The sequence below is a fragment of the Nocardia sp. NBC_01329 genome, assembly GCF_035956715.1.
Classification (GTDB): Bacteria; Actinomycetota; Actinomycetes; order Mycobacteriales; family Mycobacteriaceae; genus Nocardia.
Window position 1 is genome coordinate 992,474 of sequence record NZ_CP108381.1, and the last position, 16,396, is coordinate 1,008,869.

Below are 16,396 nucleotides of genomic sequence, written 5' to 3' on the forward strand. Positions count from 1 at the left end.
GGGTCGTCGGCGTTGCACCTGAAAAGCTTGACGTTGAAGGGGTTCAAATCCTTCGCGTCCGCGACGACCCTGCGGTTCGAACCCGGAATCACCTGCGTGGTGGGTCCGAACGGCTCCGGTAAATCCAATGTCGTCGACGCGCTCACCTGGGTGATGGGTGAACAAGGGGCAAAAGCGCTGCGCGGCGGCAAGATGCAGGATGTCATCTTCGCCGGCACCACCGGCCGGGCACCGCTGGGACGTGCCGAGGTCACGCTGACCATCGACAACTCCGACGGCGCGCTGCCCATCGACTACGCCGAGGTCTCCATCACCCGCAGGATGTTCCGCGACGGCGCCGGGGAATACGAGATCAACGGCAACACCTGCCGGTTGATGGATGTGCAGGAACTGCTCAGCGACTCCGGTATCGGCCGGGAGATGCATGTCATAGTCGGGCAGGGGCAGCTCTCGGCCATCCTCGAATCGCGCCCCGAGGACCGGCGTTCCTTCATCGAGGAAGCCGCCGGGGTACTCAAACACCGCAAACGCAAGGAAAAGGCCGTTCGCAAACTCGATGCGATGCAGGCCAACCTGGCCCGGCTCACCGACCTCACCACCGAACTCCGCCGTCAGCTCAAACCGCTGGGCCGGCAGGCGGAGGTGGCGCGCCGGGCGCAGACGGTGCAGGCGGATCTGCGCGATGCCCGGCTGCGGCTGGCCGCCGACGATCTGGTCACCCGGCGCAGCGAGCTGGAGAGTCAACAGAGCAAGGAGGCCTACGCGCGCGAACAGCAGATCACCGTGCAGAGCGAACTCGATGCCGCCGCAGCCGCGCTCGCCCAGCAGGAGTACCAGCTCTCGCAACTCACCCCGGGCGCCGAGGCCGCCGGCCAGCTGTGGTTCCAACTGTCCGCGCTGTCCGAACGGGTGAACGCGACCATCCGGATCGCCGCGGATCGCGCTCGCCACCTGGATACCTCCACACCCGCGAACACCGGCCGCGACCCCGATCAGCTCGAAGCCGAAGCCGATCGGGTGGAGGCCGAGGAAGCCGAACTGCGCGAGGTCGTCGAGATGGCCACCGAAACGCTGGAGGCCGCACGCGACGGTCTCGCGGACCGGGAGCACGCGGCCAAAGCCGCCGAACAGGCGCATCTCGCCGCAGTGCGGGCCATCGCCGACCGGCGCGAAGGACTGGTCCGGCTGTCCGGACAGGTCGAGAATCTGCGCACTCGAGCGCAATCGATGAACTCCGAGATCACGCGGTTGTCCACCGCGATCGCCGAGGCTCGGGCCCGGGGTACCGCGGCGCGGACCGAATTCGACACCGTCCAGGACGAACTGGCCGAACTGGACGCCGGAGAGGCCGGACTCGACGCCCAGCACGAACATGCTGTGGAAGCCCTCGATCTGGCCGACCGCCGGGTCGCCGAACTGCGCGCCGAGGACAGGGAAGCCGGGCGCTCGGTCGCCTCGCTGACCGCGCGGATCGAAGCGCTCGGCATGAACCTGGCCAGCCGCGACGGCGCGGCTTGGCTCACCGAGAACCATCCGGCCGGGCTGCTGGGTCCGCTGTCGGAACAGTTGCGTGTGCACAGCGGTTTCGAATCCGCGGTCGCGGCGGTACTCGGCCCGGTGGCCGAGGCCGTGGTGGCCGATACAGGCGACACCGCGCTCAGCGCCCTCCGGGCGCTCGGGAAAGCCGACGGCGGCCGTGCCGCACTGGTATACGAGGGATCGGCGGAGACGCGGGCCGATTCGGACGAGGCTCTGCCCGGTTCGGCACAGTGGTTGCTCGACGTGGTGGACTGCCCCGGGCCGGTGCGCGCCGCGGTGGTGGCACTGACCCATCGCGTCGCGGTTGTCGACGATCTGGACGCGGCGTCCGCGCTGCTCGGCGAACGGCCGGAACTGCGAGTGGTCACCCGCGACGGTGATCTGGCCGGGACGGGATGGCTGGTCGGCGGTTCGGACCGGTCCCCGAGCCGGCTGGAGATCCAGGCGGGTATCGACGCCGCCGAAGCCGATCTGGTCGCCGAGCGCCGCCGGGCCGAGGGACTGGAAGCGAGCCTGGCCGGCGCGCTCGAGGAGCAGACCGACCGCAAAGAAGCAGTCGACCACACGCTGCTGGCCCTGCACGAATCCGATCAGGCCCTCAACTCGGTCTACGAGCGGCTCGGTCGGCTGGGCTCGGCGGTCCGCGCGGCCGACGCCGAATCGGAGCGGCTGTCCGGACAGCGCGCCGACGCCGAGACCGCGCACGAGAAAGCAGTCACCGAGCTGGCCGGGCTCGAGGACCGGCTGCGGCACGCGGAGCGGGAACAAGCCGATACCGACAGCGATACCGAGGGTGCCGCCGGGACCGAGGCGGCCGCGCTCGCCCGGGAGGAAGCCGCCGCCGCGCTCGCCGAGGCCCGGGCCCTGGAAGTAGAGGCGCGGCTGGCGGTGCGAACGGCCGAGGAACGCGCCGAATCGGTGCGCGGAAAAGCGGATTCGCTGCGCCGGACGGCACGCGCCGAACGCGAGGCGCGGGCGCGGGCCGAACGCGCCCAGGCCGCCCGCCGCCGAGCCGCTCAGGTCGCCGCCGCGGTCGCCGAATCCGGTGCGGATCTGGCGGCCGAACTCGAGAAGGTGGTGACGGCCGCCGCCGGCCGCCGCGACGAGCTGGTCCGGCGGCGCACCGAATGCGCCGGTCAGGTGGACCGGATCAAAGAACGGGTGCGGGCACTGAGCGCTCAGCTCGGACAGCTCACCGACACGGTGCATCGAGACGAGGTCGCCAAGGCGCAGGCGGCGCTGCGGATCGAACAACTGGAGACGACCATCTCCGAACAGTTCGGAATCGCACTCGACGATCTGATCGCCGAATACGGTCCCCAGGTCGCACTACCGCCCAGCGAGCTGGAGATTCGGGAATACGAGCAGGCCAAGGAGCGAGGTGAGCAGGTCACCGCACCCGCGCCGATGTCCTTCGATCGAGCCTCACAGGAGCGGCGCGCCAAACGTGCCGAGAAGGATCTGACGACCCTCGGCAAGGTCAACCCGCTGGCACTGGAGGAGTTCGCGGCGCTCGAGGAGCGCTACAACTTCCTGGCCACCCAGCTCGAGGATGTCAAAAAGGCCCGCCAGGATCTGCTGGACGTGGTCGCCGAGGTGGATTCCCGGATTCTTCAGGTCTTCACCGATGCTTATGCCGATGTGGAACGGGAGTTCGTCCAGGTCTTCGCGGCCCTGTTCCCCGGCGGCGACGGCCGGCTCCTGCTGACCGACCCCACCGATATGCTCACCACCGGTATCGAGGTGGAGGCCCGGCCGCCCGGTAAGAAGGTCAAACGGCTGTCGCTGCTCTCCGGTGGGGAGAAATCACTGACGGCTGTGGCGCTGCTGGTCGCCATCTTCCGCGCCCGCCCCTCACCCTTCTACGTCATGGACGAGGTGGAGGCGGCGCTCGACGACACCAACCTGCGCCGGCTCATCGGACTGTTCGAGCAGTTGCGGGAGAAGAGCCAGCTGATCGTCATCACCCACCAGAAACCGACCATGGAGATCGCCGACGCGCTCTACGGGGTGAGTATGCGCGGCGACGGCATCACCCAGGTCATCTCGCAGCGGTTGCGGGGGCAGGATCTTGCCGCCGCCGATTCGGCCCGGTGACCCCACCGCTGCGGCGAGCGGTTTTCCACAGCAGCCGGCCCGGGTGGTGCGTCGGCGGCGCAGTCAGAGCAGGTCGCTGACGTCGTCGGGTACGTCGACCGCGTATTTGCGCAAGATTTCCATCGCTATCACTTCCAGAGCATTCTCATGGGTTGCCGCCAGCACCACGGGTGCGGCGGCACCGTCCTCGTGCGCGTGTAACCAGCGCACCGCCACGACACACCATCTGTCCCCCGGCTGGAGTCCGGGGAAGTTGTTCTCCGGACGAGGCGTGCTCAGATCGTTTCCGATCGACGCCTGATGTTCGAGGAACTCCGCTGTGACGACCGTGCACACGGTGTGGCTGCCGAGATCCTCCGGGCCGGTGCTGCAGCAGCCGTCCCGGTAGAACCCGGTCAGAGGATCGGTGCCGCACTCTTGTAGCGGACCCCCAAGCACGTTTCGATCGGTCACATCGCCGATCCTATTGGCCTGTGGCGAGAAGTTCCGCAGGACAAGAAATCTCACGGCTGTGTTCGCCGGGCTGAGCTGGGGATGCGCCGGATAGCCGGCGATGGTGACTACTGCCCGCCGCGCGGCCCCGGGCCGGGTGACCTGCCGCCCGGAGCCGCTCTGCAAGGATGGGCGGCGTGAGTGCGCAAGCCTGGATTCTGATCGCAGTGATCGCCGCCGTACTGCTGGTCGCGCTCGTGGCCGGTTTCGTCCGGTACAAGCGTGGCCGGGTATCGCTGACGGCGCCGGCGGAGAAAGATGAGCTGACCGACCGCTCGGGCGGGTATCGGGCGGCGGGTGGATTCACCTTCAGCCAGGGTGGCCAGGGCGCGACCGCCGCCCCCGCGCCGCCGGGACCGAGCCCTGCCGAACCGTCGGCGCCGAGTCCCACTGAGCGGACCGATGTGGAGGGGCAGCCGCATATCGGAGACGACGCCGCCGTCCCACGGGACGCGCCGCGTCGCGGTATCACCGACGTTCCGCTGCCCGAAGCCGACACTGTCGATTCCGAAACGGCCACCACCGATAAGGCCACCACCGGAACGGAGCCCGCCGCCGAAAGCACCGGGATCGCCTCATCGGAGGCGGCGCAACCGCCGTCACCCGAGACGATGCCGCCGACCGCGCCCCCGGAGGCCGTTCCAGCCGAGGAGGCGGCAGGCCCTGACACCGAGGCCGCTCCCGAGGCCGCGAAGCCCGAGCCGGCGAGTGCGCCTACCGAGGCGAGCGCCGACGCCGCGGTGGTCGCTCCCGATACCGCCGCCGGAGCCCATCTGGTTCCCGAAGTCGAGGAGATCGCCCCGACCTCCGGCCGGCTGACCCGGTTGCGCGGCCGTCTTTCCCGGTCCCAGAACGCAGTCGGCAAGAGCTTGCTGGGCCTGCTCGGTGGCGGCGATCTGGACGAGGATTCCTGGGAAGAGGTCGAGGACACGCTGGTCCTGGCCGATATCGGTACCGCGGTCACCACCGTCATCGTGGAACGGTTGCGCGAAGAGATGGCCGCGCGCAGTGTCCGTACCACCGAGGACGCGCGATCGATACTGCGTGAGGTACTGATCGAATCGCTGCGCCCGGAACTGAACCGTTCGGTGCGCGCGTTGCCGCACGCCGACCATCCGTCGATCCTGCTGGTGGTCGGGGTGAACGGTACCGGTAAAACGACCACTACCGGAAAGCTCGCCCGGGTACTGGTGGCGGACGGGCGCCGGGTGCTGCTCGGCGCCGCGGACACCTTCCGGGCCGCCGCGGCCGACCAGTTGCAGACCTGGGGCGAGCGGGTCGGCGCGGAGACTGTGCGCGGGCGCGAGGGCGCCGATCCGGCCGCCGTCGCGTTCGACGCTGTAGCCAGTGGGATCGACGCAGGAGTCGACGTGGTGCTGATCGATACCGCGGGCCGATTACACACCAAGACCGGGCTCATGGACGAGCTCGGCAAGGTCAAACGAGTGGTCGAGAAGAAGGCGTCGGTGGACGAGGTACTGCTCGTGCTCGATGCGACCGTGGGCCAGAACGGCCTCGCGCAGGCCCGTATCTTCGCCGAGGTCGTCGATATCAGCGGCGTGGTTCTGACGAAGCTCGACGGCACCGCCAAGGGCGGAATCGTCTTCCAGATCCAGCACGAACTCGGGGTGCCGGTGAAACTGGTGGGCCTGGGCGAGGGCGCCGACGACCTGGCCCCGTTCGAACCCTCTGCCTTCGTGGACGCGCTCCTGGGCTAGATCCGCGCAGCTCCGGCGTGTCGCACAGCTGCCCCGGAAACCTCCGCACAGCGTGTGCAACACGCTGGAAACATCGCGCCCCGATCCATTCACCTAGGTGAAACACCCGGGCGTCACGGATGAAACACCGAATGAGGACCCTTCAGTAGCGGGCCCGATGTCGCGCGAGCGGCGGGCCAGAGGATGAGGGAGGAAACTGGTGGAAACCGTGATCGGCACGCCCAATGCCGGCGACACCGCATGGATACTGACGAGCGCGGCGCTCGTCCTGTTGATGACACCCGGGCTGGCGTTCTTCTACGGCGGTATGGTCCGTGGGAAGAACGTGCTCAACATGATCATGATGAGCATCAGCGCGATGGCTGTTGTCACAGTGCTCTGGGTGCTGTACGGCTTCTCGGTCGCGTTCGGTACCGATAAAGGCGGGCTGATCGGCGACCCCGGCCAGTTCTTCGGCCTGAAGACCCTGATCGCCGGATTCGGCGACGAATCGGCGGGCGTCCCGCTGATCGGTACCCTCCCGGCGACCGTTTTCGTCGCGTTCCAGGCGATGTTCGCGATCATCACCGTCGCGCTGATCTCCGGTGCGGTGGCCGACCGCCTGAAGTTCAGCGCCTGGCTGGTATTCAGCGCCGTCTGGGCCACCGTGGTGTACTTCCCGGTCGCGCACTGGGTCTGGGGTGGCGGCTGGATCATGGAGAAGGTCGAGGCCATCGACTTCGCCGGTGGTACCGCCGTCCACATCAACTCCGGTGCCGCGGCGCTCGCGCTGGCCATCGTGGTGGGTAAGCGCGCGGGCTGGCCGAAGACTCCCTTTCGCCCGCACAACCTGCCGTTCGTCATGCTGGGTGCCGCTTTGCTGTGGTTCGGCTGGTTCGGTTTCAATGCCGGTTCGGCGGCCGCGGCCGACGGAGTTGCCGGCGCCACCTTCATCACGACCCTGGTCGCCACGGCGGCGGCGATGATCGCCTGGCTGGTGGTGGAGAAGATCCGCGACGGCAAACCCACCTCGCTGGGTGCCGCCTCCGGTATCGTCGCCGGTCTGGTCGCCATCACACCGTCCTGTTCTTCGGTGAACGTGCTGGGCGCCCTGGCCATCGGTGCCATCGCCGGTGCCGTCTGCGCGCTGGCGGTGAGCCTGAAGTTCAAACTCGGTTACGACGATTCGCTCGACGTCGTGGGTATCCACATGGTCGGCGGTATCCTCGGCACGGTGCTGATCGGCTTGTTCGCCGCGCCCGAAGCTCCCGCCGGTGCCGAAGGCCTGCTCTACGGCGGTGACCTCGAGTTGCTGGGCCGGCAGACCCTCGGTGCGGTTGCCGTTCTCGTGTACTCCTTCGTGATCGCCCTGGTGATCGCGTACGCGATCAAGTTCACGATCGGCCTGCGCGCCGACGCCGAAGCGGAATCCACCGGTATGGACGATTCCGAACACGCGGAGACGGCATACGATTTCGCTGCACTGGGTGGAACCGCTCGTTCGGCCGTCAAGGAGGCATGAACCCCATGAAACTGATCACCGCAATCGTCAAACCGTTCACGCTCGAAGACGTCAAGACCGGCCTGGAGCAGGCGGGCGTATTCGGTATGACCGTGAGCGAGGTCCAGGGATACGGACGGCAGAAGGGCCACACCGAGGTCTACCGCGGTGCGGAGTACTCGGTCGATTTCGTACCGAAGGTCCGGGTCGAGGTCGTGGTCGACGACGCCACCGCGGATCGGGTCGTGGACCTGATCGTCGAGGCGTCGCGGACCGGCAAAATCGGCGACGGCAAGGTCTGGGTGACCCCGGTCGAAACGATCGTCCGGGTCCGGACCGGGGAACGCGGCACCGACGCGCTATAGACCCCGGCGCGCATCGAGCGCGACAGCGGGTGCACAACGATGACGCGGCCCCGCTCCCACCGGTTTCCGGTCGGGGCGGGGTCGCCTGCGTGAACGGGTGGTGGTTTCGTTGGGAGACAACCGGCAGGATCGAGATCCCGGGCGGGCTCACGGTAAGCGGCCCCGGAAGCCGGCCGCCCTGTCGCAGGGGGCCGCGGAGCTGGTCCGGGCACGGGATCAACTGCTGGGCGGGGGTGCGCCCCGGCATCCGCGGCTGGACGCCGAATCGCTGCGCGCGGCCCTGGTGGATCTATACGAGCTGTGGCTAACCAGCAAGGGCGCCGAAGTCGGGATCACCCCGGACAGCGGTCTGGCGATCATGGCCGTCGGTGGGCTCGGCCGCCGTGAAATGCTGCCGTACTCCGATCTGGATCTGGTGCTGCTGCACGAGGATATGGACCCCCGGCGAGTCGCCGAGATCGCCGATCGGCTCTGGTATCCGCTGTGGGACGCCCACATCAAACTGGACCACAGTGTGCGCACGGTTCCGCATGCGCTGAAAGTGGCCTCCGGCGATCTGGTGGCCGCGCTCGGAATGCTCGACGCGCGCCACATCGTCGGCAACTCCGATCTCAGCGACCGGGTCGTCACCGGGATCCGCAAGGACTGGCGCAGCGGGATCCGGGGCCGGTTCGACGAATTGGTCACCGGTGTCCGCGCGCGGTGGGAACGCAGCGGCCAGGTCGCTCATCGGAGCGAACCGGATCTGAAGAACGGCCGTGGGGGACTGCGCGATATCCAGCTGCTGGACGCGCTCGCCATCGCCCAACTCACCGACGCCGTGCCCGGGCTGGGCCCGGACACGCCGGGCGGCGGTCTGGACCAGGCCCATCGGCGGCTGCTGGATGTGCGCACCGAACTGCACCGGGTCGCCGGCCGGGCCCGAGACCAGTTGCGCGCCCAGGACGCCGACGAGATCGGGGCCGCGCTGCGGATCGGCGACCGATTCGACCTGGCCCGCACCCTCAGCGATGCGGCGCGCACCGTCGGGTATTCGGTGGATGTGGGCCTGCGCACCGCGGGTAACACGCTGCCGCGCCGCGGTCTGGCCCGGCTGCGGCGGATGCCGGTGCGGCGGCCGCTGGACGAAGGTGTGGTCGAGCATGCCGGAGAAGTGGTGCTGGCCAGGGACGCCCGGCCCCAGCGCGACCCCGGGCTGGTGCTGCGGGTCGCCGCCGCTTCCGCCCAGACCGGGCTGCCGATGTCGGCGACGACCCTGAACCGCCTGTCCGAGGACGCACCGGAACTACGCGAACCGTGGCCCAAGGACGCGTTGAACGATCTGCTGGTGCTGCTCGGCGCGGGTCGCGGGGTGATCGACGCGGTAGAGGCATTGGATCGCACCGGTCTGTGGGGCAGGCTGCTTCCGGAATGGGGCGCGGTCCGGGATCTGCCGCCGCGGGACGCGGTACACGTGTGGACCGTGGACCGGCATTCGGTGGAGACGGTCGCTCACGCCGGCGCCCTGAGTACCCGGGTGGCCCGCCCGGACCTGCTGGCGCTCGGTGCGCTGCTGCACGATATCGGCAAAGGCCGGGTCGAGGACCATTGCGCGGTGGGCGCGGAACTGGCCACCCAGATCGGCCGCCGGATGGGCTTGTGGCCCTCGGATGTGGACATCCTCAGCGCCATGGTGCGCCATCATCTGCTGTTGCCCGATGTCGCCACGCACCGCGATATCGAGGACCCCGACACCGTGCAGTACGTCGTCGCTGCGCTGGACAACGATCCGCGGCGGCTGGAACTGCTACACGCGCTGGCCGAGGCGGATTCGCTGGCCACCGGGCCCGGGGTATGGGGTGATTGGAAGTCCACGCTGATCGGGGAACTGGTACGGCGCTGCCGTACGGTGATGGCGGGCGAGGAGCTCCCCGAACCCGAGCCCATCCCCGAGGAACTGCTGGCCCGCGCGATTGTCGGCGGTGTACACGTCGAACTGGTGCCGGGGGAGGGCAAATACACCCATATCGTCACCGTGATCGCGCCGGACACGCCGGGGCTGCTGTCGAATACCGCGGGCGTCCTGGCCTTGCATTCGCTGCGGGTGCTGTCGGCGTCGGTCGGCGGGGCGGGGGAGTCGGCGGTCAACACCTTCGTCGTCACACCCACGTTCGGCGGTCCGCCGGACGCGGGTCTGCTGCGGCAGGAGATCAAACGCGCCGCTGCCGGAGACCTGGATGTCCGGGCGGCCCTGGATGCGCGGGAGCGAGATACGCTCGGCGCCGCGCGATATGCCCAGGCCGAGCCCCGTCTGCTGTGGGCCGAGACCGCGACGCCCGGACAGCTGATCCTGCAGTTGCGGGCCGAGGACCGGATCGGTCTGCTCTGCCGCTCGGCCGCGGTGCTGGCGGCCGCGGGTGCCGATGTGCGCTGGGCGAAGGTCGTGACGAGAGGGTCGTTCGTGGTGGACGTGTTCTGTGTGGATCTGGGCGCGCGAACCGGTCCGGACCGGCGCGCGGAGATCGAATCGGCGATCCTCGCGGTGGTTCCGCGACCGGCTCCGCGCAAACCGCTGGAGCCGGAGCAGAACTAGCGCTCGAGACCAAGGTCACCGTTGCGCGTCGATTGCTCACCGTTTGCCAGCGGGTTGGTGGCGGTAGGGGATCGGGCCCCTACCATTCGGGTGGTCAGCTGTCGCGCTCATGAGGGGAGCAGGTCGGTGGCAATCCAAGTGGTGACCTCGTCGATCATGACCAGCGATATGACACCGCACATCGCCCGATGTGTAGGTGACGCCTATTGGGTGGTGTCCTGGTTACCGGGGCGCACACTCACCGAACCCCAGGCGATGGCCGCGATGACCGTGGCCGCCGCCGTAGCGACCAACGGGCTACCGCCCGACGACGACTGGTCGCGGCTGGACACCCTCGCCCGCGAACTCGGCCTGACCGGGCGTGAGGCGGCCTATCTGGTTGCTGTGGAACAGCACGATTACCGCCGCGGGTTCTCCGCTGAGTTCATCGGCGACACCGCGGGGTCGGAGCCCTCGTGACTGTGTTCGATTGCGTTGCCTCCGGCGCCGCGGGGTCGTGACTGTGTTCGATTGCGTCGCCTCCGGCGGTCGGTCGCTGCGCTCCCTTCCTCTGCCTCTGGTCGCTCCAGAATCGGGGCGGGCCCCGACTTCGGCGGGTGACCAGCTGGAGTCGAGGTGAGGTGTGTGCGGACGCGCATCTCGACCGGCCCGAGTAGGTGCGCGGGGCGGTAAGTGTTCGGTGGTCGCCGTTCTCTGTATGGCCGGCGGCGCGCAGTCGGTTGCTGCGTTTCGTCGCTACGACGCTCCGGAACCGAGGGGCGAGCCCCGGCTCAGGGGCCGGCTGCGCGGCTGCGGTATCCGGTGATGTGTGCGAGCAGTCCGGTGCGGGCCCCGGCCCCGCCGGGCGGCCCGCTACTCTGGGACGCCCATTACCCTGGGACTCAGTGACGTCACTCGAGATCAGGAGCGCACCAGGTGTTCGAATCCCTATCCGACCGGTTGACCGGTGCCCTCAAGGATCTTCGCGGTAAGGGACGCCTGTCGCCGGCCGATATCGACGCCACCTGCCGGGAGATCCGCCTGGCGCTGCTGGAAGCCGATGTCGCGCTACCGGTGGTCCGCGGTTTCATTGCCCGGATCAAGGAGCGGGCCAAGGGCGCGGAGGTCTCCGCCGCACTCAACCCGGCCCAGCAGGTCGTCAAGATCGTCAACGAGGAACTCGTGGGGATCCTCGGGGGGGAGACCCGGCGGCTGACGCTGGCGAAGACTCCGCCGACGGTGATCATGCTCGCCGGTCTGCAGGGCGCCGGTAAGACCACACTGGCCGGCAAGCTCGCCAAATGGCTACGCGACCAGGGGCATCAGCCGTTGCTGGTGGCCTGCGATCTGCAGCGTCCCGGTGCGGTGACCCAGCTGCAGGTGGTCGGTGAGCGCGCCGGTGTCCCGGTCTTCGCGCCGCATCCGGGCACCTCGATCGGCGGCGGCGCGAACGCGCTCGGTATCACCGCGGCCGATCCGGTCGTCGTGGCCGAATCCGGTATCGCCGAGGCGCGGGCCAAACAGTACGACGTCGTGATCGTCGATACCGCCGGTCGGCTCGGTATCGACGCCGAACTCATGGCGCAGGCGGCTGGTATCCGCGATGCGGTGAAACCCGACGAGACCCTGTTCGTGCTCGACGCCATGATCGGCCAGGACGCGGTCTCCACCGCTGAGGCGTTCCGTGACGGTGTCGGCTTCACCGGCGTGGTGCTCACCAAACTCGACGGCGACGCCCGCGGTGGCGCGGCGCTCAGCGTCCGTAATGTCACCGGCGCCCCGATCATGTTCGCCTCCACCGGGGAGAAGCTCGAGGACTTCGATGTCTTCCATCCCGACCGGATGGCCAGCCGCATCCTCGGTATGGGCGATGTGCTCACCCTCATCGAACAGGCCGAACAGGTCTACGACGCGGAGCAGGCAGAGGAGGCGGCGCGCAAGATCGGCAGCGGTGAGCTGACCCTCGAGGATTTTCTCGACCAGATGCTGGCCATTCGCAAGATGGGTCCCATCGGGAACCTACTCGGGATGCTGCCGGGCGCCGGCCAGATGAAGGATGTGCTCGCCCAGGTCGACGATAAGCAGCTCGACCGGGTGCAGGCGATCATCCGCGGTATGACCCCCGCCGAGCGGGATAATCCGAAGATCATCAACGCCTCCCGTCGGCTGCGTATCGCCAACGGCTCGGGTGTCCAGGTCTCCGATGTCAACCAGTTGGTCGACCGGTTCTTCGAGGCCCGCAAGATGATGACGATGATGGGCCGTCAGATGGGGATGCCCGGCGCCAACCGCCGCAACAAGAAGCAGAAGGGCAAGAAGGGCAAAAAGGGCGGTCGCGGACCCACTCAGCCGAAGATGCGGGGCGGTTTCCCCGGGATGCCGGGCCTGCCCGGTGGTGGGATGCCCGATCTGTCGAATATGCCGCCCGGCCTCGATCAGTTGCCCCCGGGCCTGGAGGGTTTCGATCTCTCCAAGTTCAAGTTCCCGGACAAGTAATCGGCCGATAGTCCCGAACCTGTCATATCGCGCTCTGTCCGTACACAGTCCGGACGCCGACTCCCGTGGGTTGTGGGGGTGTCGGCGCCCGGACTCACCGCGTGCGCGAGGTCAGCGCCTGCGGCGGCGGCTCACGAGGACAACCGTCGTCACCGCGACGACGAGGACGACGGCGATGATCCCCACGGCGATCCCGACGACCGTCGAAATGCCGTCGGACTGATCGCTCGCCTCCTCGGAGGCAAGGGGGTGGGAATTCTCGCCGAAGGTCGCGTCGCTCGCGGAATCATTTGTGTAACGCGGTCCGGACTCCGGTGTGCCGACGATATCGACTTCCAGTTCGATGGGCACCGGCGCGACCTTTTCCGTCGGACTCAGCTTGACCGCGATGGAGTACCAGCCCGCCACGGCCTGCCCGGCGACCCCGGCGTCGGCGGCTTCCCGGTTGAGATACCGGATCGGGGCGGTCGCGAGCGCCGAGTCGTCGGACGGCAGCGTTTGTTCGCTGCCGGTATAGGCCATGGTGTCGGAGTCGATTTCGGCCCGGTACGGGTTGTAGAGCTTGGTGGCGATATTCGAGGTGTATTCGCTGCCGCGCTCCGGGGTCGCGCCGAACCGTACCCGGTAGGCCAGGCCCTGGCCCCAGTCGAGTTTCACCCGGTAGAACACGTACTCACCGCGTTGCATGGTGTCGGTGTAGCGTCCGGTCCCGGGCAGCTCGGCGGCGACATTGAACGATCCGCCGCCGACGATCGGCACGGTGGTGCTGCCGGGTGCGGTGAACTCCACCGCGGGCGCGGCAGTGGGACCGGGATCGGTGACCGCCTGCTCCACACCCACCGACAGCTCGACCGGTAGCTGTGCCGGTGCCTTGTCCGAGGCCTCGCCCCATTCCAGCGCGAAATAGTAGCGGCCACCACCCGTGCACGCGTCGGCGTCCGCGCCACCGGAACTCGGCTTCGCCGCGCCATTCCAGACACTTCCGACCGTCAGTGCGACTCCGTCGCCGGTCCTGGTGGCCAACTGACTCTCTTCGCTGTGGCAATCCTGGCCGTCGGCGCCGTAGACCCGGAGATCGAGCCTGTCGACAGAGGTGACGGAATCGTCGTGACGTGGGAACGAGACCGTCCCGGTGAAATACGCGGTCGCACCCTCGGGTACGTCGACGGCGTAGTACTGCGGGTTCTTCCGCTCGAGCACATCCAGGTACTGCCCGGGGGCGGCCACCGGCGCCTCCTGGTACCCCGGTGTGCCCGTGATCGGGGTACCGACCGCGGCGTAGGTGCGCAGGGCTGCGGCGCTGACCCGGGGCAGTACCTGTTCGAGGGTCTTACCGTCCACAGCGTCGGTATAGGTGCCGCCGGTGCTCTGGGCGATACAGGTCAACTGTGCCCGGGACGGATCGTCGACGCCGAACCCGATCGCGTGCACGACGAGCTCGGCGCCCTGTGCGCTGAGCTCGCGCGCGACATCACAGGGGTCCGGTGGCGCGCAGGTGTCGAGTCCGTCGGAGACCAGCACGATCGAGCGTGGACCTTCCTGCGGCAGCGCCGCGGCCGCGGCTCGCAACGAGGTGCCGATGGGGGTGTAGCCGCGTGGCACGATCCCATCCGTCGCCGCGGTCAACGCCGGTTTGTCGATGGTCCGAGCCGGGTGCAGCACGTTGACGTCCTGGCAGCCCGCGGCCTGCTCCGCGTCCGAGGACCCGGTGGCCGTTCCGTACGCCGTGAGGCCGACCTCCGCCGTGCTCGGCGCCGCGGCGACGAAACTGCGGACGGCGTTCTTCGCCGCGTCCATCTTGGTGCCGCCGCTGGGGTCGGGCGCCAGCATCGACCCCGACGCGTCCAGCACCAGCATCGTCGGCGCGTACTCGGTTCCCTGCTGTGGCGATTGCTGCGCGACCGCGGGCGCTGCGGCCGGTACAAGGCCGATCACCGCCGCGGCTATCGCCCCGAGGGCTCGGCTCGAAAACTGCACGCGGTGGGCCTCCCGTTCACTGCTGTCCCACACGAATGGGCACGATCCTGCGGGACTCTACGCAGCAGACCGGGTGGGTGCCATCCGATGCCGGGGATGCCCGGTTTCGGGCTGGCGAGGCCTAGGTGCGGATGTTCCGGCCCGAGCGAGCCGCACGGGTTCGCCCCGGTTCAGCGGCAGCCCGCTGCGATGGTGCGGGTGGACGGGCGTGCTCGGGATTCTGCTGCCCCGGGAGTTGCTGGGCCAGCGCAGGCACGGACATGTACCCGCTCGACCGGAGGCGATTACCGAGCCGGGCGCGGCGTCTGGCAGAATGATCGACCGTCCTTCTGGACAGTGTCAGCCCGTCTCCGGTCACGTACCGCGCGGCGGTCACACACTTCATTCGCAAAACCGGGCTCGCGATACCGCGTGAGTCGCTGAATTGCGCCGTGACCACTATGAAAGGCAGATCAGCAGATGGCTGTTCGCATCAAGCTCACCCGTATGGGCAAGATCCGCAACCCGCAGTACCGCGTCGTCGTCGCGGACGCCCGGACCCGCCGTGACGGCCGGGCCATCGAGTCCATCGGCAAGTACCACCCCAAGGAAGAGCCCTCGCTGATCGAGATCGACTCGGAGCGGGCGCAGTACTGGCTGGGTGTCGGCGCGCAGCCGACCGAACCGGTACAGCGGCTCCTGGAGATCACCGGCGACTGGCAGAAGTTCAAGGGCCTGCCGGGCACCGAGGGCACCCTGAAGGTCGCCGCGCCCAAGCCGTCCAAGCTCGACCTGTTCAACGCCGCGCTGGCCGCCGCCGACAACGAGCCGACCGCCGAAGCCGTGACTCCCAAGAAGAAGGCCAAGAAGGACAAGGAAGAGGACGCCGCCGAGGCGACCGAGTCCGCTGAGGCCGCCGAGTAATGAGTGTCCTCGTCGCCGATGCCGTGGAACATCTGGTTCGCGGTATCGTCGCCAATCCCGATGACGTCCGTGTCGAGCTGATCACCGGTCGCCGCGGGCGCACCGTCGAGGTGCACGTCCACCCCGATGATCTGGGTAAGGTCATCGGCCGGGGCGGCCGCACCGCGACCGCCCTGCGCACCCTCGTCGCCGGCATCGGCGGCCGGGGTATCCGGGTCGACGTGGTCGACACCGACCAGTAGATGGAACTCGTCGTGGGCCGGGTCGCCCGCTCGCACGGTGTGCGGGGCGAACTGGTCGTCGAGGTACGCACCGATGAACCGGAGGCGCGTTTCGCGCCCGGCGCTGTCCTGCGCGGGCGCGCCGCACGCGCATCGTCCTCGGAGGTCCGCGATTTCACGGTGGAGTCGGCCCGGGAACATTCGGGCCGGCTCCTGGTGCAACTGGCGGGGGTGACCGACCGAAGCGCCGCCGATGCGCTGCGGGGCACGCTGTTCCTGGTGGACAGTGCGGACCTCGGGCCGTCGGAGGACCCGGACGAGTACTACGACCACGAACTCGAGGGGCTGCGGGTACAGCTCACCGACGGGACCGTGGTCGGTACCGTCACCGAGGTGCTGCATTCGGCGGCCGGTGAACTGCTCTCGGTCCGGGCCGCCGAGGACGGACGGGATATCCTCGTGCCGTTCGTCACCGCTATGGTTCCCACGGTTTCGATCGCCGATCGGCTGATCGTGATCGACCCGCCCGAAGGCCTGCTGGATCCGGAATGAGGTGG

General features: G+C 68.6%; 12 protein-coding genes. 10 read left to right on the forward strand and 2 right to left on the reverse strand.

Features of this window, described 5'->3' with window-relative positions; all coding sequences use genetic code 11:
- Positions 1 to 12: 12 nt before the first annotated feature.
- Positions 13 to 3,636 (forward strand): chromosome segregation protein SMC, encoded by a 3,624-nt coding sequence (gene smc, locus OG405_RS04660; RefSeq protein WP_327150403.1) that lies wholly within the window; start codon positions 13 to 15, stop codon positions 3,634 to 3,636.
- A gap of 63 nt (positions 3,637 to 3,699) precedes the next feature.
- Here smc and OG405_RS04665 read toward each other — a convergent pair whose 3' ends face one another.
- On the reverse strand, positions 3,700 to 4,089 hold the full coding sequence (locus OG405_RS04665) for a DUF2237 family protein (protein ID WP_327150404.1): 390 nt from the start codon (positions 4,087 to 4,089) through the stop codon (positions 3,700 to 3,702).
- Positions 4,090 to 4,265: 176 nt separating this feature from the next.
- Between OG405_RS04665 and ftsY the strand changes: the two genes are divergently transcribed.
- The 6 genes from ftsY to ffh all read left to right on the forward strand — a co-directional run bounded on the left by ftsY (position 4,266) and on the right by ffh (position 12,738).
- Positions 4,266 to 5,846, forward strand: a complete 1,581-nt coding sequence (gene ftsY, locus OG405_RS04670) for a signal recognition particle-docking protein FtsY (protein ID WP_327150405.1) — start codon at positions 4,266 to 4,268, stop codon at positions 5,844 to 5,846.
- 211 nt (positions 5,847 to 6,057) lie between these two features.
- Positions 6,058 to 7,347: an ammonium transporter gene (locus OG405_RS04675; protein WP_327152204.1), complete on the forward strand. Its 1,290-nt coding sequence runs from the start codon at positions 6,058 to 6,060 to the stop codon at positions 7,345 to 7,347.
- Positions 7,348 to 7,352: 5 nt separating this feature from the next.
- Positions 7,353 to 7,691: a P-II family nitrogen regulator gene (locus OG405_RS04680; protein ID WP_327152205.1), complete on the forward strand. Its 339-nt coding sequence runs from the start codon at positions 7,353 to 7,355 to the stop codon at positions 7,689 to 7,691.
- 178 nt (positions 7,692 to 7,869) lie between these two features.
- On the forward strand, positions 7,870 to 10,263 hold the full coding sequence (locus OG405_RS04685; protein WP_327152206.1) for a [protein-PII] uridylyltransferase: 2,394 nt from the start codon (positions 7,870 to 7,872) through the stop codon (positions 10,261 to 10,263).
- 126 nt (positions 10,264 to 10,389) lie between these two features.
- Complete coding sequence (locus tag OG405_RS04690) at positions 10,390 to 10,722, forward strand: hypothetical protein (RefSeq protein ID WP_327150406.1); 333 nt, start codon at positions 10,390 to 10,392, stop codon at positions 10,720 to 10,722.
- Between the two features lie 456 nt (positions 10,723 to 11,178).
- Positions 11,179 to 12,738: a signal recognition particle protein gene (gene ffh, locus OG405_RS04695; RefSeq protein ID WP_327150407.1), complete on the forward strand. Its 1,560-nt coding sequence runs from the start codon at positions 11,179 to 11,181 to the stop codon at positions 12,736 to 12,738.
- 111 nt (positions 12,739 to 12,849) lie between these two features.
- Here the strand turns inward: ffh and OG405_RS04700 are convergent, their stop codons facing one another.
- Positions 12,850 to 14,715: a vWA domain-containing protein gene (locus tag OG405_RS04700; protein WP_327150408.1), complete on the reverse strand. Its 1,866-nt coding sequence runs from the start codon at positions 14,713 to 14,715 to the stop codon at positions 12,850 to 12,852.
- A 459-nt stretch (positions 14,716 to 15,174) separates the two neighbouring features.
- On the opposite strand from OG405_RS04700, the gene rpsP reads away from it, so the two are divergent.
- The 3 genes from rpsP to rimM are packed head-to-tail and all read left to right on the forward strand — an operon-like array spanning position 15,175 to position 16,391.
- Positions 15,175 to 15,618 carry a 30S ribosomal protein S16 gene (gene rpsP, locus OG405_RS04705; protein ID WP_327150409.1) on the forward strand — a complete coding sequence of 148 codons (444 nt, stop codon included), beginning with the start codon at positions 15,175 to 15,177 and terminating at the stop codon, positions 15,616 to 15,618.
- Positions 15,618 to 15,860, forward strand: coding sequence for an RNA-binding protein (locus tag OG405_RS04710; RefSeq protein WP_327150410.1), 243 nt, complete (start codon positions 15,618 to 15,620; stop codon positions 15,858 to 15,860). Before rpsP ends, OG405_RS04710 begins: the two co-directional genes overlap by 1 nt.
- Positions 15,861 to 16,391: a ribosome maturation factor RimM gene (rimM, locus tag OG405_RS04715; protein WP_327150411.1), complete on the forward strand. Its 531-nt coding sequence runs from the start codon at positions 15,861 to 15,863 to the stop codon at positions 16,389 to 16,391.
- The last annotated feature ends 5 nt before the right edge of the window (positions 16,392 to 16,396 follow it).

Excerpts from the sequence above, each read along its gene's own strand:
- OG405_RS04710 (WP_327150410.1), top strand. The coding sequence starts at position 15,618 with ATGAGTGTCCTCGTCGCCGATGCCGTGGAACATCTGGTTCGCGGTATC.
- OG405_RS04680 (WP_327152205.1), top strand. The coding sequence starts at position 7,353 with ATGAAACTGATCACCGCAATCGTCAAACCGTTCACGCTCGAAGACGTC.
- rpsP (WP_327150409.1), top strand. The coding sequence starts at position 15,175 with ATGGCTGTTCGCATCAAGCTCACCCGTATGGGCAAGATCCGCAACCCG.
- rimM (WP_327150411.1), top strand. The coding sequence starts at position 15,861 with ATGGAACTCGTCGTGGGCCGGGTCGCCCGCTCGCACGGTGTGCGGGGC.